Consider the following 20706-nt stretch of genomic DNA (forward strand, 5'->3'; position numbering starts at 1 on the left):
GAAGGAAGCAGCATGACCACAGCAGAGACCTCCGCCGTCCCCGTGAACGAAACCGTTCCCGCCCGGCACCGTCCGCCGCGCTGGTGGCGGCTGCTCGGCCGGGACCGCGCCGCGGCCGCCGGAGCCGTCGTCCTCACCCTGGTCGCCCTCGTCGCCCTCTTCGGCCGGCTGTTCATCGGCGACCGCGCACAGCGCCAGGACCTGGACGCCTCCCTGCGGCCGCCGTCCCTGAGTGACGGGGTGTACGGGCTGCTCGGCACCGACGTCCTCGGGCGCAGCGTGCTCGCGCGCCTGATCGACGCGGCGGGGACGACCCTGTCCGTGGCCGTCCCCGCGGTGCTGTGCTCACTCGTGATCGGATCGGCCCTCGGCCTGTGGGCCGGCTACCACGGGGGACGCCGGGAGAGTCTGGCGATGCGCGTCGCCGATGTCATCCTCAGCTTCCCCTCCCTGCTCATCGCGGTGGTCGTGCTCTACGTCTTCTCGCCCTCCGCGCTGAACATCGTGCTGATCCTCGCCGTGGCCCGCATCCCGGTGTATCTGCGCACCTCCCGGGCGGAGGCGGCCGAGCTGAGGAGCCGGCTGTTCGTCGACGCGGCCCGCACCTTCGGCACCCCCAGCCGGCACATCATCTACCGGCACATCCTGCCGATCGCCCTGCCGACGCTGCTGACCGTCGCCACCCTCGACTTCTGCTTCGTGATGCTCACCGAGTCCTCGCTGAGCTTCCTCGGCATCGGAATCCAGCCCCCGGACGTCAGCTGGGGCCTGATGGTCGCCCAGGGCCGGCAGTACCTCCAGACCGCCTGGTGGATCACGGTGCTGCCCGGGCTCGCCATCGTGCTCACCACGGTGTCCGCCACGCTGCTCGCCGCGTGGGCCCGGATCGCCACCGACCCCGCCCAGCGCTGGCGTCTGACGCTGCCCCGCAAGCGCCGCGGTGCCTCCGCCGCCGTTCCTCCGGAGATGATCCCGTGACGACCACTTCCGCCCCCGCCCCGTCCGACACCGCCCCCGCCCTCGACGTCGAAGGGCTGTGCGTGGACCTGAGCACGCCCTCCGGGACCGTACGCGCCGTGAACGGCGTCAGCTTCAGCGTCCGCCGCGGCCGCACCCTCGCCCTGCTCGGCGAGTCCGGCTGCGGCAAGTCGATGACCGCGCTGTCGGTGGTGGGACTGCTCGACCCCGCGGCCTCCGTGACCGGCGGCGCCGTACGGGTCAGGGGCAAGGACACCCTGCGGCTGAGCCCGGCCGAACGCCGCAAGCTGGCCGGCCCCGTCCTGTCCATCGTCTTCCAGGACGCCCTGACCGCCCTCAACCCGGTGCAGCCGGTGGGCCGGCAGATCGGCGAGCCGTTCCGCATCCACCGCGGACTCTCCCGGCGGCAGGCCGAGGAGAAGGCGATCGAGCTGATGACCCGCGTGGGCATCCCCGAGCCGCGGCAGCGGGCCAAGTCCTATCCGCACCAGTTCTCCGGGGGCATGCGCCAGCGGCTGCTGATCGCGATGGCCGTCGCCCTCGACCCCGACGTGCTCATCGCCGACGAGCCGACCACCGCGCTCGACGTCACCGTGCAGGCACAGATCATGCGGCTGCTGCGGGACCTCCAGGACGAGCGGCACATGGCCGTCGTACTGATCACCCATGACCTGGCCGTGGTCGCCCAGCGCGCCGACGACGTGGTCGTGATGTACGCCGGGACGGTCGTGGAGCAGGGAGCGGTGCACGACGTCTTCACCTCACCCCGCCACCCCTACACCCGCGGACTGCTCGACTCGGTCCCGGAGGACGCCGAGCGCGGACGCCCGCTGCCCGCCGTCCCCGGCAGCCCGCCCGAGCTGAGCGCGGTGCCGCCCGGCTGTGTCTTCCAGGCCCGCTGCCCGCTGGTGCGGGAGCGGTGCGTCCGGGAACGGCCGTCCCTGCGCAGCACGGGCGACGGACGTTCGGCCGCCTGCCACTTCTCCGAGGAGCTCGACCGTGCCTGAGTCCCGCGCCACCACCGCCGCCCCCGAACCCCGGGCGGAGGGAACCGACGGACACCCGCCGCTGCTGGAGGTCCGCGGTGTCACGAAGAGCTTCGGCAGCGGCCGACGCCGGCTGACCGCCCTGGACGGAGTGGACGTACAGCTCGGCCGGGGACAGACACTCGGGCTCGTCGGGGAGTCCGGCTGCGGCAAGTCCACCCTGGCCCGGGTGCTGCTCGGGCTGGAACGGCCCGACGCGGGCACGGTGCGGTACGACGGCGTCGACCCCTTCGCGCTGCGCGGCAAGGAGCTGCTGAACTGGCGACGCCGCGTCCAGATGGTCTTCCAGGACCCCTTCGCCTCCCTCAACGCCCGTATGTCGGCCGCCGATCTGATCGGTGAGCCCTGGCGCACCCACCGGGACGTCGTCCCGGACGCGAAGGCCCGCGAGAAGCGGATCCGGGAACTGCTGTCCCTGGTCGGGCTACGGGAGAGCGACGCCCACCGCTACCCCAACGAGTTCTCCGGCGGGCAGCGCCAGCGCATCGGCATCGCCCGCGCGCTGGCCCTGGACCCCGACCTCATCGTGTGCGACGAGCCGGTCTCCGCCCTGGACCTGTCGGTGCAGGCACAGGTCCTCAACGTGCTCTCGGAACTCCAGTCGCGCCTCGGCGTCGCGTATGTGTTCATCTCCCACGACCTGTCCGTGGTGCGGTACATCTCCGACCGGGTGACGGTGATGTACTTGGGCAAGGTCATCGAACACGGCGAGACCGAGGACGTGTTCGAACGCCCGCAGCACCCCTACACGGCCGCGCTGATGTCGGCCGCACCCGTCCTGGACACCTCCCGCGCCTCCGACGACCAGGAGATCCAGCTCAAGGGCGAGATCCCGTCGCCCTTCGACATCCCGTCCGGCTGCCGCTTCCGCACCCGGTGCTGGCGCGCCGAGGACCGCTGCGCCACCGAGGCGCCTCCGGCCGTCGTCCGGGAGCCACAGGGCATGGGCGACGCCCACACCGCCCTGTGCCACTTCCCGCTGTAAGTCGGGGCTTAGGAGATGCCCTGCCGAACCGGTGCCGTACTAAGTGCCTTCCAAGGCCCCGACCCCGCCCAAGATACGGAACTCTCCCGATGTGGCGAACCCCCCTGGGAAACGAAGGTGGAGGCATCGCACCCAGCGATACCGCACACCGAACTCTCCGGGGGAGAAGAGATGTACGAGTACGAGCTTCAGCAGATCCGTTCCGCCGAGCTGATCCGCCGCGCCGAGCACCAGCGGCTGGTCCGCGAAGCCATACGCAGTGGCCGCGCCGCCCGCCGGGAAGCCGCCGAACGCGCCGCCGGGAACGAGGCGGATACCCGCCGTCCACGGCGGAACCGGTCCCCACGCACCGCGTGAGCGAGGCCGGGCCGGGGGACGGCTCGCGGGACGGACTCCACCGCACGAAAACCGGTGCCGCGTTGTCAGACCCCCGTGCGATGCTCGGGGGCGTGGAGACCAGGTCCGTCAGTCCCGTCTTCGTCGGCCGCGCCGAGGAGTTGGACACCCTGAACGACGCGCTCGCCCGCGCTGATGCGGGCGAGCCGCAGGCGTTGCTGGTCGGCGGTGAGGCCGGTGTCGGAAAGACCCGGCTCGTCGAGGAGTTCGCCACCGCTGCGGCCCGCAAGGGCGCCGTCGTCGCGCTCGGCGGCTGTGTCGAGATCGGCGCCGACGGGCTGCCCTTCGCCCCGTTCTCCACCGCACTGCGCGCCCTGCGCCGTGAACTGCCGGACGAACTGGCCGCCGCGGCCGCCGGGCAGGAGGAGGAACTGGCCCGGCTCCTCCCCGAGTTGGGTGACACAGGCACCGGCCGGCCCGACGAGGAGGGCATGGCCCGCCTCTTCGAACTCACCGCCCGCCTGCTGGAACGCATCGCCGCCGACCGCACGGTCGTCGTCGCCCTGGAGGACCTGCACTGGGCCGACGCCTCCACCCGCCACCTCCTCGCCTACCTCTTCCGCACCCTGCGCACCGGCCGCCTCGTCGTCCTCGCCACCTACCGCTCCGACGACATCCACCGCCGCCACCCGCTGCGCCCGCTGCTGGCCGAACTCGACCGGCTGCGCACGGTCCGGCGCATCGAACTCGCCCGCTTCAACCGCGCGGAAGTCGCCTGCCAGATCGCCGGCATCCACGCCGCCGAACCGGACCCGGCCCAGGTCGACGAGATCTTCCAACGCTCCGACGGCAACGCCTTCTTCGTCGAGGAACTCGCCGTCGCCGCCCACGAGGGCTCCCGCACCGGCCTCACCGACTCCCTGCGCGATCTGCTCCTCGTCCGCGTCGAGGCGCTGCCCGAGAGCGCCCAACGGGTCGTCCGGATCGTCGCCGAGGGCGGCTCCACCGTCGAGTACCGGCTGCTCGCCGCGGTCGCCGGTCTCGCCGAGGACGACCTCATCGAGGCCCTGCGCGCGGCCGTCAACGCCAACATCCTGCTCGCCGCCCCCACCGGCGACGGCTACCGCTTCCGCCACTCCCTGGTCCGCGAGGCCGTCGGCGACGACCTGCTGCCCGGCGAGCGCTCCCGCCTCAACCGCCGTTACGCCGAGGCCCTGGAGGCCGACCCGAGCCTCGTCCCCGCCGACCAGCGCGTGACCCGCCTGGCCAGCTACTGGTACCACGCCCACGACGCCGCCAAGGCCCTGCCCGCCGTCCTCGACGCCTCCGTCGCCGCCCGCCGACGGCACGCCTACTCAGAGCAACTCCGGCTCCTGGAGCGCGCGATGGAGCTGTGGGACCCCGCCCCCGAGGACGTCCGGGCCGCACTGCGCCCCGCCGGCTACACGGACGTGTACCGCGCTGCGGACGGCGGAGATCAGACGGACACTGCGCTGCGCTACCTCGACCTGATGGCCGCGGCCGCCGTCGCAAGCCGCTTCTGCGGAGAACGCGAGCGCGCCCTGAAGATCACCAAGCGGGCGCTGCGCCTGCTGGAGGACGAGGACGACCCGCTGCTCGCGGCCTGGTTCTGGGTCCAGCGCTCCCGACTGGTCCAGGCGAAGGGCCGCGACGACGGCTGGAAGGAACTGGCCACCGCCCAGGAACTGGTCCGCGGACTGCCGCCCTCCGAAGTGCACGCCGAGGTCCTGACCAACGTCGCGAGCTGGTCCATGCTGCACCAGCCCGGCGCCGAGGCCCTCGCCGCCGCCGAGCGCGCCGTGGAGTACGCGCGCATGGTCGGGGCCCGCGAGGTCGAGCTGAACGCCCGCGTCACCCGTGGCGTCCTCCTCGTCGACGCCGGCGACATAGAAGCCGGGCTCGCGGAGATGTACGAGATCAAGGAGCAGGCCCTCGCCGGGTCCTTCACCCATGTCGCGGGCCGTACGTACGTCAACCTCCCGTCCGAACTCGAAGCCGTCGGCCGCTCCGGCGAAGCCGCCGGGATCCTGGAGGAGGGCATCGGGTTCGCCCAGAAGTACGGTCTGCTGGACACCGCGGCGTGGATCTGGGGAAACCTCTCCGACTCGCTGTTCTCACTGGGCCGCTGGGACGAGTCCGCCGAGGCCGCGTCGAACGCGCTGCGCCGCGGCCACAGCGCCAAGCCCCAGGGCACGGCCGCCCTGTGCCTGGCCAATGTCGCCCTGGCCCGCGGCGACACCGCCGAAGCCGGCCGCCAACTGGCCGCGGCACACGGCCACTTCGGCACCCACGACCCCATGCCCCAGCAGTGGCTCCCGCTGGGCTTCATCGCCATCGGCGTCGCCGCCTCGGAGGGCCGCATCCTGGACGCCCGCGGCGAACTCGACCGCGCCCTCGACGCCGGCATCCCGCCCGGCACCCAGCGCTACGGCTGGAAGCTGCTGCTCGCCGCCGCCACCGCCGAGGCCGACAGCCGCAACCTGCCCGCCGCCCGGCAGGGCCGCGAGGAGGCCCTGGAGCGCATCTTCAGCACCGTCAAGCGTCTCGCCACCGGCGCTCCCATCTGGGTCGCCCACGAAAAGTGGGTACGCGCCGAACTCCAGCGCGCCGAGGGCATCGCCGGTCCGGACACCTGGTCCGAGGTGGTCACGGCCTTCGAGCGCCTGGAACGCCCCTACGACCTCGCCCGCGTCCGCCATCGCCTCGCCGAGGCCCTCCTCACCGCCGGGGGAGAGGACGACCGCGACCGTGCCACCGAGCTGCTCCGCCTCGCCCACGCCGTCGCCGACCACCTCGGCGCGCGCCCCCTCGCCGACGCCGTCGGCCTGCTCGCCCAACGCGCCCGCCTCAGCCTGCGCCAGGTCCCGCAGCAGTCGCCCGCCGCCGATCCGGTCCAGGCCCTCGGCCTCACCAGCCGGGAACGCGACGTCCTCCGCCTGGTCTCCAGCGGCCGCACCAACCGCCAGATAGCGGAGGAACTCTTCATCTCCCCGAAGACGGCCAGCGTCCACGTCTCCAACATCCTCGGCAAGCTCGGCGTCTCGGGCCGCGGCGAGGCGGCGGCGCTGGCGCACCGGCTGGGCCTGTTCCCGTCCGAAACGCTCAGCGCTCCAACGGCAGGGTGAGGCTTACGCTGTAGAACAACCGGCCGAGGGAGGCCCCGTGTTCAACGTCTTCGAGGAACTGTTCGCACCCGGCCGCAAACACACCCGCGACGAACAGAACCGCCTGGAACTGACCCGAGAGGACGTCGGCGACGGCGACCCGGGCCGCGGCCCGATAGACCTCGCGTCCGGCAAGGTGGTGGTGCGACCACCGGAGCCGACCGAGGACGAGCAGCCGGCGTCCGAGGGGCCGCGCTAGCTCACCTCCAGCTCCAGAATCCGGTCGTCCCCCTCACCCGGGGAACCCCGGCCGTCCGTCTCGCTCGTCGTCAGCCACAGCTTGTTGCCGTCGGCCGCGAGGACCGTGCGCAGGCGGCCGTAGTCGCCCTCCAGGAAGGACTGGGGGTCGGCCGAGGCCTCCGTGCCGTCCAGGGGGATGCGCCACAGGCGTTCGCCGCCCAGGCCCGCCATCCAGATGGAGCCCTCGGCGTAGGCGATGCCGCTGGGGGAGGCCTCGTCGGTGCTCCACTGGGCGATCGGGTTGCGGTACGCGGAGTCGTCGGACCTGCCCTCCACCTCCGGCCAGCCGTAATTGGCGCCCGGCTCGATCGCGTTCAGCTCGTCCCAGGTGTCCTGACCGAACTCCGCGGCGAACAGGCGCTGCTTGCCGTCCCAGGCGAGGCCCTGCACATTGCGGTGGCCGTAGGAGTACACCGTCGAGTCCGGGAACGGATTGCCCGGGGCCGGCTCGCCCTCCGGGGTCATACGCAGGATCTTGCCGCCGAGCGACTCCCTGTCCTGCGACAGACCTTCCTCGCCGCTCTCGCCCGTGCCCGCGTACAGCATCTTGTCCGGGCCGAAGGCGATTCGGCCGCCGTTGTGGATGAAGCCCTTGGGGATGCCGCGGAAGATCGTGTCGGGGGCGCCCAGCTGTTCGCCGGAGGGCTTCTGCTCGTCGTACAGCATGCGGACGATGCGGTTGTCCGAGGCCGAGGTGAAGTACGCGTAGACCATGTGGTCCGAGGCGTAGTCCGGGGACAGCGCGAGCCCCATCAGGCCGCCCTCGCCCGCCGGGGACACCCCGGGCACCTCGCCCAGCTCGGACTTCCGGCCCGTCTCCGTGTCGACGCGCGTGATCGTGCCCTCGTCGCGGGAGGAGACCAGCAGGTCGCCGTCGGGCAGCGCGGCCAGGCCCCAGGGGCTGTTGAGGCCCTCGGTGACCGTGCGCACGACCTTCACCGAGCCCTCGGCGGGCGGGGTCTCCTCGGCGGCCGCTCCGGAGGGCGACGACTGCGCCGACGTACCACTCGGCGTCGTGCCGCCCTGTGGTGGGCCGCCTCCGCCGTCGTCGGAGGAGCAGCCGGCCGTGAGCAGGAGGGCGGCCGCGGCCAGAACGGCCGTCACAGCTCGACGTTGCACGATCATGGTCCCTTCGACGCGGCGAGTTCTACTTGTCATACACCGCTCGCGCCCCACAGGTTCCCGATCAGCGGATCCCGAACCGAGGAATGCGCCGACGAACCACGAAGCCCGTCCTCAGTCCCACGACCCCTGCGCCCCCGGCAGCCCCGACACCTCCGCCAGATCCTCCGCCGTCAGGCGCACCCCCACCGCTCCGGCGTTCTCCGTCACCCACCGCTCCTGCTTCGCCCCCGGCACCGGCACCACGTGCCGCCCCTGGGCCAGCACCCACGACAGGGCCACCTGGGCAGGGGTGACGTCCTCGCCGTGGCGGGCGGCGACGCGGCGCAGACCGGCCACTATCGGCTGGTTCGCGGCCATCATCTCCGCCGTGAAGCGCGGGTGGCGGGCCCGCATGTCGTCCGGCTCGAAGCCCTCGCCCGGCGTGAGGGTGCCGGTCAGGAAGCCGTTGCCGAGCGGCATCGCGGCCAGGAAGCCGATGCCGCGGGCCTCGCACCACGGCAGCAGCGCGTCCAGCGCCTCCGGTGACCACACCGACAGCTCCGCCTCGACCGCGCTCACCGGAAAGACCTGCTGCACCCGCTGCAACTGCCGGATCGTCGCATCGTGCAGCCGCGTCCCGGACCGTCGTCCGCCCCGCGCACCCACGGCGCACAGCCCCAGCGCCCGCACCTTTCCGGCCTGCACGAGCTCCGCCATCGCGCCCCAGGTCTCCTCGACCGGCACCTCGGGATCCGCGCGGTGAAGCTGGTAGAGGTCGATCACGTCGGTCTGCAGCCGCCGCAGCGAGGCGTCGCAGGCCCGCTTCACGTATCCGGGGCGGCCGTTGGCCACGATGTGCTGCTCGCCCACCAGCAGCCCCACCTTGGTCGACACGAAGGCGTCGGAGCGCCGCTCCTTCAGTACCCGTCCCACCAGCAGCTCATTGGTGAACGGGCCGTACATGTCGGCCGTGTCCAGCAACGTCGAGCCCAGATCGAGCGCCCGGTGCACGGCCCTCAGCGACTCGTCGCCCCGCTGCCGTGACGTGCTGTACGCCCAGCTCATCGGCATGCACCCGAGTCCGACGGCCCCCACCGCGAGCGCCGCCGCGCCGATCGTCCTGCCCTCCACCTGCCCGTAACCCTCCCTCTCCCGGCCCCCCAACCTAACCTCCGCACAACCCCGCACCTCACATAGCCTCGTGACCATGACTGCTGACGTGTGGCTGCCCATCCCGCCGGAAGACATCGAGGGGCTTCCGGACGGGCCGAAGTACCGCTTTTGGGACGGTGAGGAAACGTTCCCCGCGGACCCCGCCGACTGCTCCTTCTACGTCGTCCCCTACATGAAGCCCTCAGGTGTCGGCGTACGGCCGCTGCCCGAGATGACCTCCGTGCAGGTCGTGCAGACGCTCTCCGCCGGAATCGACCATGTCGAGCCGGGGCTGGGACACCTGCCCCCGGGGGTGCGCCTGTGCAACGCGCGCGGAGTGCACGAGGCGAGCACGGCGGAGCTCACCCTCACCTTGATCCTCGCCTCGCTGCGCGGGATTCCGGACTTCGTCCGGGCGCAGGACAGGGGCGAGTGGCTCGGCGGTTTCCGGCCGGCGCTCGCCGACCGGAACGTCCTCATCGTCGGGTACGGCTCGATCGGCGCGGCCATCGAGGACCGGCTCACGCCCTTTGAGCTCGCGCGGGTGGCGCGCGTCGCGCGCTCCGAGCGCACCACGGCGCGCGGTCCCGTGCATCCGCTCACCGACCTGCCGACCCTGCTCCCCGAAGCGGATGTCGTGATCCTTTCCACGCCGCTGACCGAAACCACTCGGGGGCTGGTGAACGACGAGTTCCTGGCCCGGATGAAGGACGGCGCGCTGCTCGTCAACGTCGCCCGAGGTCCCGTCGTGGACACCAAAGCGCTGCTCACGGAGCTGGAGAGCGGCCGGATCACCGCGGCCCTCGACGTCACCGATCCGGAGCCGCTGCCGCCGTCACATCCCTTGTGGCAGGCGCCCGGTGTGCTGATCAGCCCCCATGTCGGCGGCCCCACGTCCGCGTTCCTGCCGCGCGCCAAGCGGCTGCTCGTGGACCAGTTGCACCGTTTCGTGAACCGCGAGCCGCTGCGCAACGTGATCCTTACGACGGGCGCGAGGGGTGCGTAGAACCGTCGGCGTGGCCGACGTCTGACCCGGTTCGGGCACCCTCCGCAACCGTCCGGACGCGGTCCGTGCCGCGTTCTCCCTGGTGGTCACTGTGCGTAGAGAAGCTATGTCCCTGAGTGACGATACTGGTGTATCGTCCCGACAGGGGCTGCGCCGCTCACCGTTCGGCGCCGGGGATGGAATTTCAGACTGCGAGGGGGGCGACGGGCGATGCACGGCCTATGGACGAACGATCCGACGAGGCGGGGCCGCCGACGGCGGCCCTGGCGCACGGCCACGCGACGACGGGGCCACCACGCCAGTCACGGCGGGCACCACAACCATCACCACCGCAGACACAGCAGCCGCAGGAAGCAGGCACACTGCGCGCCCCGCGGCCCTCGGGACGCGGGAGTGGTACGGACCGGGAGGGCCCGGTGAACGCGCCCTCGCCGCCCACGACCACCCTCGACCAGCCGCTGCGGCCGCAGCGCGCGCCGGGCACCCTGCTGCCCCGGCCGCAGGCCGCCCGCATCGGGTCGGGTGTGTACCCCCAACTGGTCCTGGCCCTGCTGTGCGCGGGCTACGCCGTCGGCTCCGCGGTCGGCTGGGGCTCGGACCAACTCGCCCTGATCATGGGCGACTTCGGGCTCAGCGCCGCGGCCGCCGCGGCCGCCGTGTCGTGCTTCCTGTACGCACACAGCCGCCGCGTCCGGTTCCGCTCCGCCTGGCTGCTGTTCGCCCTCTCCTCGGCCATGGCCGCCCTGGGCAACGGCGTCTGGGGGTGGTATGAGGTCGTCCTGGGACAGCCCGTGCCCAGCCCCAGCTACGCCGACCTGTTCTTCCTCTGCTTCGCGCCCCCCGCCATCGTGGGCCTGCTGGTCCTCGCCAAGCGGCCGGTGACGAAGGCGGGCTGGGTCTGCCTCGCCCTGGACGCCTGGCTGATCGGCGGCTCCCTGGTCACCCTCTCGTGGAGCCTCGCGCTCGCCCAGGCGGCCAAGGGCGGCGGCCCCGGCGTCGCGCACACCGCGCTGTCGCTGGCGTACCCGCTGCTCGACATCGCCCTGGTCAGCATGGTGCTCGCGCTGCACTTCCGGCGCTCGGGCGCGAACCGCTCCGCGGTGAACACCGCGATCGGCGCCCTCGCCCTGACCGTGATGTGCGACGCCCTGTTCACCTCACCGCTGATGCACAACAACTACCACTCGGGTCAGCTGCTGGACGCCGGCTGGTTCGCCGGCTCGCTGCTCCTGGCGTACGCCCCCTGGACCACCCCACGCCCCGGACAGCCCGGCGACGAGCCGCACACGCGCGTGGTGCACGAGCACGTGCCCGGGCAGCGCGGCACCACCCACCCGCACCCGCCCGCACCGCAGGGCGAGCCCAGCCGGTATCCGGCCACCCGCCCGCTCACCGGCTCGCTGGCCGCCCTCACGCCGTACCTCGCCGCCGCCGTCTGCACGCTGGGGATCCTCTACAACGTGCTCAACGGCCGCAGCGTCGACCGCGTGGTGCTGCTCACCGGCGGCACGGTCGTGCTCGCGCTGGTGGTGCGCCAGGGGATCATGCTGCTCGACAACATCACCCTCACCCAGGAACTGGCGCAGAAGGAGAACCACTTCCGCTCCCTGGTGCAGGGCTCCAGCGACGTCATCATGATCGCCGCGCCCAACGGCATCCTGCGGTACGTCTCCCCGGCCGCCGCCGGGGTCTACGGACGCCCCGCGGAGGAGCTGGTGGGGACCGAACTGGCCGAACTCATCCACCCGGAGGACCTGGGCCGTGTGGTGCACGAGGTGCGCCGCTTCCTCGCCGCCAGCCCGCTGGAGGAACCCACTACGCGCATCGAGTGCCGTTTCCGGTCCGGTGAGGGCGGCTGGCTGAACGTCGAGTCGACCGTCAACCGGCACCACGGCGGCCTGATCTTCAACAGCCGGGACGTGACCGAACGAGTGCGCCTGCAGGCGCAGTTGCAGCACAACGCCGAGCACGACCCGCTCACCGACCTGCCCAACCGCGCGCTGTTCACCCGGCGCGTCCAGCAGGCCCTGTCCGGCCGCCGCAGCACCGACCGCGGAGCCGCCCTGCGGGGCACGGCCGTGCTCTTCATCGACCTGGACGGCTTCAAGGCCGTCAACGACACGATCGGGCACCAGGCCGGGGACGAGCTGCTCGTCCAGGCCGCGCGCAGACTCCAGGAGGCGGTCCGCCAGGGCGACACCGCGTCCCGGCTGGGCGGCGACGAGTTCGCGGCCCTGATCGTCGGCGACGGCGCCCGGGACCGGGCCGCCCGCGAACGCAACATCCTGGAGCTCGCCGACCGCCTCAGGGTGACGCTGTCGCAGCCGTACCTCATCGACGGCACCGATGTCCGGGTCGCCGCGTCCATCGGCGTCGCCTTCGCCGAACCTGGCCTCGGCGCGGGCGAGCTGCTGCGCAACGCCGACCTCGCGATGTACCGCGCGAAGTCGGCCGGCAAGGGCCGGGTCGAGCTGTACAAGCCACAGATGCAGCAGGACGTCGTACGCAAGGCGGAACTGGCCACCCGGCTACGGGCCGCGCTGCACGACGGCGAGTTCACACTGCTGCACCAGCCCGTGGTGTGTCTGGAGGACGGCCGGATCACGTCGGTCACCGCGCAGGCGCGCTGGCGGTCGTCCCAAGGGGTGCTGTTCACGCCCGCGGAGTTCCTGCGCGTGGCCGAGGACAGCGACAAGACGGCCGAGCTGGGCCGCTGGACGCTGGCGGAGGCCGTGGAGCGGGCCGCCGAACGCGCCGCGACCGGCCACGCCGTACCGGTCGCCGTCCGGATGGCCGCCCGCCGACTGCTGGACCGGTCGATGCCCCTCGGCTCCGTCGAGGCGCTGCTGACCCGGCACGGGCTGCCGTCCGGGGCGCTGGTCATCGAGCTGTCCGACATCGATGCCAAGATCCCCCTGGACGACCTGGAGCGCCGCCTGGGCACCCTCCGCCGGCTCGGCGTCCGTATCGCGCTGGACGGCTTCGGCACCGGCAGCCCGGCCGCCATCACGGCGCTGCGCCGACTCCCGCTGGACGTGCTGAAACTCGACCGAGGCCTGGTCGAGGGCGTCGTCGAGTCCGCGCGGCTGCACAAGATCACCAGCGGGCTGCTGCGCATCGCCGGCGATCTCGGCCTGCAGTCCGTGGCGGACGGCGTGGATCTGCCCGAGCAGGTCGTCGCCCTGCGCGCGATGGGCTGTACGCACGGGCAGGGCATGGCCTTCTCCGGGCCACTGGACGAGTACCGGCTGCGCCGGGCGCTCAGTTCCGGCCAATATCCGGTGCCGCACGGACCGGCCGAGCCCGCCTTCGCGGGCGGCGGCGCGGGCACGTACTCCGGAGGGGTGACCACCGTCTTCTCAGGCGGCACACCGGTCGGCACGCCCGTCGCCACACCGGTCGGCCCATCCCTCGCCACCCCCCTGCGCTCACATAATGAGACTCCCGTCCCACCCACTTGACAGTGGGTGCGCGCCGGGGGGAGGGTCAGTGCCATGCGCACCCGAATTCTCGTACTTGGACAGCGCGTCGGCTGAGCTGGGACCCACCGGAGGACGATCCGGAAACCCCAGCGACCACACCGGCGCGCTCCCCTCGCTTGCCTGACGGCACGAGGGGTTTTTTGTTGCACAGGCACCTGCCGTACAGCAGTCGTACACCGCACAAACCTCGCAAAAACCCTCAGCATCGAGAAGAGAATGCCGATGACCGAGCAGGCCACCGGGGCCCATCATCCGCAGCCGCGGCCCCGTTCCGGAGGACAGCAGTCCGCCCCCGAGCACGTCACGGGTGCGCAGTCCCTCATCCGCTCTCTCGAGGAGGTCGGCGCCGACACGGTATTCGGCATTCCCGGTGGCGCGATCCTTCCGGCGTACGACCCGCTGATGGACTCCGGCAAGGTCCGCCACGTCCTGGTGCGGCACGAGCAGGGCGCCGGTCACGCGGCCACCGGCTACGCGCAGGCCACCGGCAAGGTCGGCGTCTGCATGGCGACCTCGGGCCCCGGCGCCACCAACCTGGTCACGCCGATCGCCGACGCGCACATGGACTCCGTGCCGCTGGTCGCGATCACCGGCCAGGTCGCCTCCAAGGCGATCGGCACGGACGCCTTCCAGGAGGCGGACATCGTCGGCATCACCATGCCGATCACCAAGCACAACTTCCTGGTCACCAAGGCCGAGGACATTCCCCGGGTGATCGCGCAGGCGTTCCACATCGCCTCGACCGGCCGCCCCGGCCCGGTCCTGGTCGACATCGCCAAGGACGCCCTCCAGGCGAGGACCACCTTCTCCTGGCCGCCCACCATGGACCTGCCCGGCTACCGCCCGGTGACCAAGCCGCACGCCAAGCAGATCCGCGAGGCCGCCAAGCTGATCACCTCCGCCAAGCGGCCGGTGCTGTACGTCGGCGGCGGTGTGATCAAGGCCAAGGCCACCGCCGAGCTGAAGGTCCTCGCCGAGCTCACCGGAGCGCCCGTCACCACCACCCTGATGGCGCTCGGCTCCTTCCCCGACAGCCACCCGCTGCACGTGGGCATGCCCGGCATGCACGGCGCGGTCGCCGCCGTCACCGCACTGCAGAAGGCCGACCTGATCGTCGCCCTCGGCGCCCGCTTCGACGACCGCGTCACCGGCAAGCTGGACAGCTTCGCCCCGTACGCCAAGATCGTGCACGCCGACATCGACCCGGCCGAGATCGGCAAGAACCGCGCCGCCGACGTGCCGATCGTCGGGGACGCCCGCGAGGTCATCGCCGATCTGATCCAGGCCGTGCAGAAGGAGCACAGCGAGGGTCACCGGGGCGACTACGAGGCCTGGTGGAAGGACCTCAACCGCTGGCGCGACACCTACCCGCTCGGCTACGACCAGCCCGACGACGGCTCGCTCTCCCCGCAGCAGGTCATCGAGCGCATCGGCCAACTCGCCCCCGAGGGCACGATCTTCGCGGCCGGCGTCGGCCAGCACCAGATGTGGGCCGCGCACTTCATCCAGTACGACAAGCCCGCCACCTGGCTGAACTCCGGCGGTGCCGGGACGATGGGGTACGCCGTCCCGGCCGCGATGGGCGCCAAGGCCGGCGAGCCCGAGCGCACCGTCTGGGCGATCGACGGCGACGGCTGCTTCCAGATGACCAACCAGGAGCTCACCACCTGCGCCCTGAACAACATCCCGATCAAGGTCGCCGTCATCAACAACGGCGCCCTCGGGATGGTCCGCCAGTGGCAGACCCTCTTCTACAACCAGCGGTACTCCAACACCGTGCTGCACTCGGGCCCCGACGACGTCAACCCGCAGGCCCGGGGCACCCGCGTCCCCGACTTCGTGAAGCTGTCGGAGGCCATGGGCTGCTACGCCATCCGCTGCGAGGACCCCGCCGACCTCGACAAGGTCATCGAGGAGGCGAACTCGATCAACGACCGCCCGGTCGTCATCGACTTCATCGTCCACGAGGACGCGATGGTGTGGCCGATGGTCGCCGCCGGCACCTCCAACGACGAGATCATGGCCGCCCGGGACGTTCGCCCCGACTTCGGCGACAACGAAGACGACTGAGAGCCGCAGGTAAAGGAATCAGACCCATGTCCAAGCACACGCTCTCCGTCCTGGTGGAGAACACACCGGGCATCCTGGCCCGGATCGCCGCCCTGTTCTCCCGCCGCGGCTTCAACATCGACTCGCTCGCGGTCGGCGTCACCGAGCACCCCGACATCTCCCGCATCACCATCGTGGTGAACGTCGAGGACCTGCCGCTGGAGCAGGTGACCAAGCAGCTCAACAAGCTGGTCAACGTGCTGAAGATCGTCGAGCTGGAGCCGTCGCAGGCCGTGCAGCGCGAACTCGTTCTGGTGAAGGTGCGCGCCGACAACGAGACGCGCTCCCAGATCGTCGAGATCGTCCAGCTGTTCCGCGCCAAGACCGTCGACGTCTCCCCGGAGGCCGTCACCATCGAGGCCACCGGCTCCAGCGACAAGCTGGAGGCCATGCTGAAGATGCTGGAGCAGTTCGGCATCAAGGAACTGGTCCAGTCCGGCACCATCGCGATCGGACGTGGTGCGCGTTCGATCACGGACCGCTCGCTGCGCGCGCTGGACCGATCGGCGTAACGATGTGAAACGGGCGGTCCGTGCGACACGGGCCGCCCGGATGGCGAGACCCCGAACCTTCCCTTCCGCCCGTCGTCATACGGTGGGACGCAACAACTGCACTCCAAGGAGAGACCCAAAGTGGCCGAGCTGTTCTACGACGCCGACGCCGACCTGTCCATCATCCAGGGCCGCAAGGTCGCGGTCATCGGTTACGGCAGCCAGGGCCACGCCCACGCCCTGTCGCTGCGTGACTCGGGTGTCGACGTCCGCGTCGGTCTGCACGAGGGCTCCAAGTCCAAGGCCAAGGCCGAGGAGCAGGGCCTGCGCGTGGTCACCCCGGCGGAGGCCGCCGCCGAGGCCGACGTCATCATGATCCTCGTCCCGGACCCGATCCAGGCCCAGGTCTACGAGGAGCACATCGCCCCCAACCTGAAGGACGGCGACGCGCTGTTCTTCGGCCATGGCTTCAACATCCGCTTCGGCTTCATCAAGCCCCCGGCGGGTGTCGACGTCTGCATGGTCGCCCCCAAGGGCCCGGGCCACCTGGTGCGCCGTCAGTACGAGGAAGGCCGCGGCGTTCCGTGCATCGCGGCCGTCGAGCAGGACGCCACGGGCAACGCCTTCGCGCTGGCCCTGTCGTACGCCAAGGGCATCGGTGGCACCCGCGCCGGTGTCATCAAGACGACGTTCACCGAGGAGACCGAGACCGACCTGTTCGGTGAGCAGGCCGTCCTCTGCGGTGGTACGGCCGCCCTGGTCAAGGCCGGTTTCGAGACGCTGACCGAGGCCGGCTACCAGCCGGAGATCGCGTACTTCGAGTGCCTGCACGAGCTGAAGCTGATCGTGGACCTCATGTACGAGGGCGGCCTGGAGAAGATGCGCTGGTCGATCTCCGAGACCGCCGAGTGGGGCGACTACGTCACCGGCCCGCGGATCATCACCGACGCCACCAAGGCCGAGATGAAGAAGGTCCTCGCCGAGATCCAGGACGGCTCCTTCGCGCAGGCCTGGATGGACGAGTACCACGGCGGTCTGAAGAAGTACAACGAGTACAAGCAGCAGGACTCCGAGCACCTGCTGGAGACCACCGGCAAGGAGCTGCGCAAGCTCATGTCGTGGGTGAACGAGGAGGCGTAAGCCTCGGGCAACGGGGCCGGAGCAGTCGCTCCGGCCCCGTTGTCCACCTCGTCCAACCACGGACGAGTGATCCTTCCGCAGAGGCGCGGGACTGCCTCCGCCACAGCACTAGACTGCCGTACTACATACGCGTCAGGCCCACAGCGTCGTGCGTCTTCCACGCGGCAAGCCCCCTCCACCGCCTGCGGCCGTCGGGACGGCCGTCCGCAATGGACATGTGAGGACTCACGTGAGCTCGAAACCCGTCGTACTCATCGCCGAAGAGCTGTCGCCCGCCACCGTGGACGCGCTGGGCCCGGACTTCGAGATCCGGCGCTGCAACGGAGCGGACCGAGCCGAACTGCTCCCGGCCATCGCCGACGTCGACGCGATCCTGATCCGCTCCGCCACCAAGGTCGACGCCGAGGCGATCGCCGCCGCGGACAAGCTCAAGGTCGTCGCACGAGCCGGCGTCGGCCTGGACAACGTCGACGTCTCCGCCGCCACCAAGGCCGGCGTGATGGTCGTCAACGCCCCCACCTCGAACATCGTGACCGCCGCCGAGCTGGCCTGCGGCCTCATCCTCGCCACCGCCCGCAACATCCCGCAGGCCAACGCCGCGCTGAAGAACGGCGAGTGGAAGCGCAGCAAGTACACGGGCGTCGAGCTGGCCGAGAAGACCCTCGGCGTCGTCGGCCTCGGCCGCATCGGTGCCCTGGTCGCCCAGCGGATGTCCGCCTTCGGCATGAAGGTCGTCGCCTACGACCCCTACGTGCAGCCCGCGCGCGCCGCGCAGATGGGCGTCAAGGTGCTGTCGCTGGACGAGCTGCTGGAGGTCTCCGACTTCATCACCGTCCACCTGCCCAAGACCCCCGAGACGCTGGGCCTGATCGGCGCGGAGGCGCTGCGCAAGGTCAAGCCGAGCGTGCGGATCGTCAACGCCGCGCGCGGCGGGATCGTCGACGAGGAGGCGCTGTACTCGGCGCTGAAGGAGGGCCGCGTCGCCGGCGCGGGCCTCGACGTGTACGCCAAGGAGCCCTGCACCGACTCGCCGCTGTTCGAGTTCGACCAGGTCGTGGCCACCCCGCACCTCGGTGCCTCCACCGACGAGGCGCAGGAGAAGGCCGGTATCGCCGTCGCCAAGTCGGTCCGGCTCGCCCTCGCCGGTGAGCTGGTCCCGGACGCGGTGAACGTCCAGGGCGGTGTCATCGCCGAGGACGTCAAGCCGGGCCTGCCGCTCGCCGAGCGCCTCGGCCGGATCTTCACCGCGCTCGCCGGTGAGGTGGCCGTACGGCTGGACGTCGAGGTGTACGGCGAGATCACCCAGCACGATGTGAAGGTGCTGGAGCTCTCCGCCCTCAAGGGCGTCTTCGAGGACGTCGTCGACGAGACCGTGTCCTACGTCAACGCCCCGCTGTTCGCCCAGGAGCGTGGCGTTGAGGTACGGCTGACCACCAGCTCGGAGTCGCCGGACCACCGCAACGTCGTGACCGTGCGCGGCACGCTCGGCGACGGCGAGGAGGTGTCGGTGTCCGGCACGCTCGCCGGTCCCAAGCACCTGCAGAAGATCGTCGCGGTCGGCGACTACGACGTGGACCTCGCGCTGGCCGACCACATGGTGGTCCTGCGCTACGAGGACCGGCCGGGCGTCGTCGGCACGGTGGGCCGGATCATCGGCGAGGCCGGGATCAACATCGCCGGTATGCAGGTCGCTCGCGCGGCGGCGGGCGGCGAGGCGCTGGCTGTGCTGACCGTCGATGACGCGGTGCCCACGGGAGTGCTCGCCGAGGTCGCCTCGGAGATCGGGGCGACGTCTGCTCGTGCGGTGAACCTCGTCTGAGGTTGCCGTCCCTGGGGGTTGCTGTGCCTGGGGGCTGCCGCCCCCAGACCCCGCTTCGGCCCTGAACGGGCCTCCTCAAACGCCGGACGGGCTGAGTTGATCGGCCCGTTCGGCGTTTTCGTGTGTCCGTATCCGCCGTAGCGTGACCGCCGCCAGCGCCGCCGCCCCCGTCAGCAGCACCGCTCCCGCGATCGCCGCCCCCTGCATGCCGCTGGTGAACGCCTCCCGTGCGGCCGTGGCCAGCCCCGGTACCTGATCGGCGACCGCCAGCGCGCCGCCCAGGGTCTCGCGCGCCGCGTCCGGGGCCGACGCCGGGATCTCATGGCTGTAGATCGCCGTACCGATCGAGCCGAGCACCGCCATGCCCAGCGCCCCGCCGAACTCTCCGCCGGTCTCCATCAACGAGGACGCGGAGCCCGCCCGCTCCACCGGAGCCGTGCCCATGGCGAGGTCCATGATCTGGGACATGACGGTGACGCCTCCGACGGCGATGACCGCGCACGCGGTCAGCACCAGCCACATCGAGTCCGTACCGGCCAGGGCCAGCAGTCCGAAGCCGGAAGCGGCGATCGCGAAGCCCACGGTGACGACGTGGGCGCGGTTGACGCCCTTCTGCACCAGCTGGGTCGCGATCGGCCCCGCCGCCCCGATCGGCAGCGAGGGCAGCAGCGCCCACAGGGCCGCTTCCAGTGCGCCCTTGCCGAGCACCGACTGCAGGTACTGCGTGGTGAAGTAGGACGAGCCCATCACCCCGAACATGCAGACGAGGTTGAGGCCCACCGAGGGGGCGAAGCCCCGTCCGCGGAACAGGGCCGGGGAGATCATCGGTGCGGCGGCCGTGCGCTGGCGGTGGACGAACAGGGCCGCGAACAGCAGGCCGACGGTGATCGAGACGACGTAGCGGACGTTCCAGCCCTCGGAGGGGATCTCCTTCAGGCCGTAGATCACGGGGAGCACCGCCGCCATCGACAGCGGGACGCTCAGCCAGTCGAAGCGGGCGGACGCAGGGTTCCTGTACTCGGGGAGCAGCGCCGGGCCGAGGGCGAGCAGCAGCGCCATCGCGGGCAGGTTGACCAGGAAGACCGAGCCCCACCAGAAGTACTCCACCAGCACCCCGCTCATCACCGAGCCGAGCGCGATCCCGGCCGTCATCACGCCGGACCACATCCCGATCGCTTTCGCGCGCTGGGCCGGGTCGGTGAACATCGTGCGGAGCAGGGCCATCGTCGACGGCATCAGGGTCGCGCCGCCGATGCCGAGGACCGCGCGCGCCGCGATCAGCATCTCGGCGCTGTTGGCGTACGCCGCCGCCAGAGAGGCCGCACCGAAGGCCGCTGCGCCGATGAGGAGCAGCTTGCGGTGGCCGATGCGGTCGCCCAGCGAGCCCATCGTCATCAGCAGACCGGCCAGTACGAAGGCGTAGATGTCGAAGATCCACAGCTGCTGGGTGCCGCTCGGCTCCAGGTCCGCGCTGATCGCCGGGATGGCGAAGTAGAGGACCGAGACGTCCATCGAGACCAGCAGCAGCGGAAGCATCAGCACGCCGAGCGCGGTCCATTCGCGGCGTCCGGCGCGGGTGTTGGTCGGGTTCGTCGTCATGGCGGTGACTGTACGGGCGTCCTAAACGCTTGTC

At 71.3% G+C, this 20706-nt stretch carries 15 protein-coding genes; 12 read left to right on the forward strand and 3 right to left on the reverse strand.

Going from position 1 to position 20706, the window contains the following annotated elements:
• The first annotated feature begins 12 nt into the window (after positions 1–12).
• From SSP24_RS22595 to SSP24_RS22620, 6 genes are all read left to right on the forward strand, one after another.
• Entirely contained in the window at positions 13–978 is a 966-nt protein-coding gene (locus SSP24_RS22595; protein WP_141311514.1) for an ABC transporter permease, read from the forward strand.
• Positions 975–1985 carry an ABC transporter ATP-binding protein gene (locus tag SSP24_RS22600; protein ID WP_141311515.1) on the forward strand — a complete coding sequence of 337 codons (1011 nt, stop codon included), beginning with the start codon at positions 975–977 and terminating at the stop codon, positions 1983–1985. Before SSP24_RS22595 ends, SSP24_RS22600 begins: the two co-directional genes overlap by 4 nt.
• Complete coding sequence (locus SSP24_RS22605) at positions 1978–3009, forward strand: ABC transporter ATP-binding protein (protein ID WP_141311516.1); 1032 nt, start codon at positions 1978–1980, stop codon at positions 3007–3009. The genes SSP24_RS22600 and SSP24_RS22605 overlap by 8 nt, the downstream gene beginning before the upstream one ends.
• Before the next feature lie 171 nt (positions 3010–3180).
• Positions 3181–3366 carry a hypothetical protein gene (locus SSP24_RS22610; protein ID WP_141311517.1) on the forward strand — a complete coding sequence of 62 codons (186 nt, stop codon included), beginning with the start codon at positions 3181–3183 and terminating at the stop codon, positions 3364–3366.
• 80 nt (positions 3367–3446) lie between these two features.
• Positions 3447–6491, forward strand: coding sequence for a helix-turn-helix transcriptional regulator (locus tag SSP24_RS22615; protein WP_141311593.1), 3045 nt, complete (start codon positions 3447–3449; stop codon positions 6489–6491).
• 37 nt (positions 6492–6528) lie between these two features.
• The gene (locus SSP24_RS22620; RefSeq protein WP_141311518.1) at positions 6529–6729 is read left to right on the forward strand and encodes a DUF6191 domain-containing protein; all 201 of its coding nucleotides are present in this window, start codon (positions 6529–6531) and stop codon (positions 6727–6729) included.
• On the opposite strand, the gene SSP24_RS22625 is transcribed toward SSP24_RS22620, so the two are convergent.
• The gene (locus tag SSP24_RS22625; RefSeq protein ID WP_141311519.1) at positions 6726–7928 is read right to left on the reverse strand and encodes a PQQ-dependent sugar dehydrogenase; all 1203 of its coding nucleotides are present in this window, start codon (positions 7926–7928) and stop codon (positions 6726–6728) included. The genes SSP24_RS22620 and SSP24_RS22625 overlap by 4 nt on opposite strands.
• Positions 7929–8006: 78 nt before the next feature.
• On the reverse strand, positions 8007–9005 hold the full coding sequence (locus SSP24_RS22630; RefSeq protein ID WP_141311520.1) for an aldo/keto reductase: 999 nt from the start codon (positions 9003–9005) through the stop codon (positions 8007–8009).
• A gap of 76 nt (positions 9006–9081) precedes the next feature.
• On the opposite strand from SSP24_RS22630, the gene SSP24_RS22635 reads away from it, so the two are divergent.
• The 6 genes from SSP24_RS22635 to serA all read left to right on the forward strand — a co-directional run bounded on the left by SSP24_RS22635 (position 9082) and on the right by serA (position 19073).
• Positions 9082–10032 (forward strand): 2-hydroxyacid dehydrogenase, encoded by a 951-nt coding sequence (locus SSP24_RS22635; protein WP_141311521.1) that lies wholly within the window; start codon positions 9082–9084, stop codon positions 10030–10032.
• Between the two features lie 416 nt (positions 10033–10448).
• Positions 10449–13493 carry a putative bifunctional diguanylate cyclase/phosphodiesterase gene (locus SSP24_RS22640; RefSeq protein WP_167529663.1) on the forward strand — a complete coding sequence of 1015 codons (3045 nt, stop codon included), beginning with the start codon at positions 10449–10451 and terminating at the stop codon, positions 13491–13493.
• Between the two features lie 243 nt (positions 13494–13736).
• Complete coding sequence (locus tag SSP24_RS22645) at positions 13737–15584, forward strand: acetolactate synthase large subunit (RefSeq protein WP_174864691.1); 1848 nt, start codon at positions 13737–13739, stop codon at positions 15582–15584.
• 26 nt (positions 15585–15610) lie between these two features.
• Positions 15611–16135: an acetolactate synthase small subunit gene (gene ilvN / locus SSP24_RS22650; RefSeq protein WP_141311524.1), complete on the forward strand. Its 525-nt coding sequence runs from the start codon at positions 15611–15613 to the stop codon at positions 16133–16135.
• 120 nt (positions 16136–16255) lie between these two features.
• Positions 16256–17254 (forward strand): ketol-acid reductoisomerase, encoded by a 999-nt coding sequence (gene ilvC, locus SSP24_RS22655; RefSeq protein ID WP_141311525.1) that lies wholly within the window; start codon positions 16256–16258, stop codon positions 17252–17254.
• Positions 17255–17483: 229 nt separating this feature from the next.
• Positions 17484–19073, forward strand: coding sequence for a phosphoglycerate dehydrogenase (gene serA / locus SSP24_RS22660; protein ID WP_141311526.1), 1590 nt, complete (start codon positions 17484–17486; stop codon positions 19071–19073).
• Between the two features lie 75 nt (positions 19074–19148).
• Here the strand turns inward: serA and SSP24_RS22665 are convergent, their stop codons facing one another.
• Entirely contained in the window at positions 19149–20672 is a 1524-nt protein-coding gene (locus tag SSP24_RS22665) for an MFS transporter (RefSeq protein WP_141311527.1), read from the reverse strand.
• Positions 20673–20706 lie beyond the last annotated feature (34 nt).

The sequence above is a fragment of the Streptomyces spinoverrucosus genome, from assembly GCF_006539505.1.
GTDB classification, from domain to species: domain Bacteria; phylum Actinomycetota; class Actinomycetes; order Streptomycetales; family Streptomycetaceae; genus Streptomyces; species Streptomyces spinoverrucosus.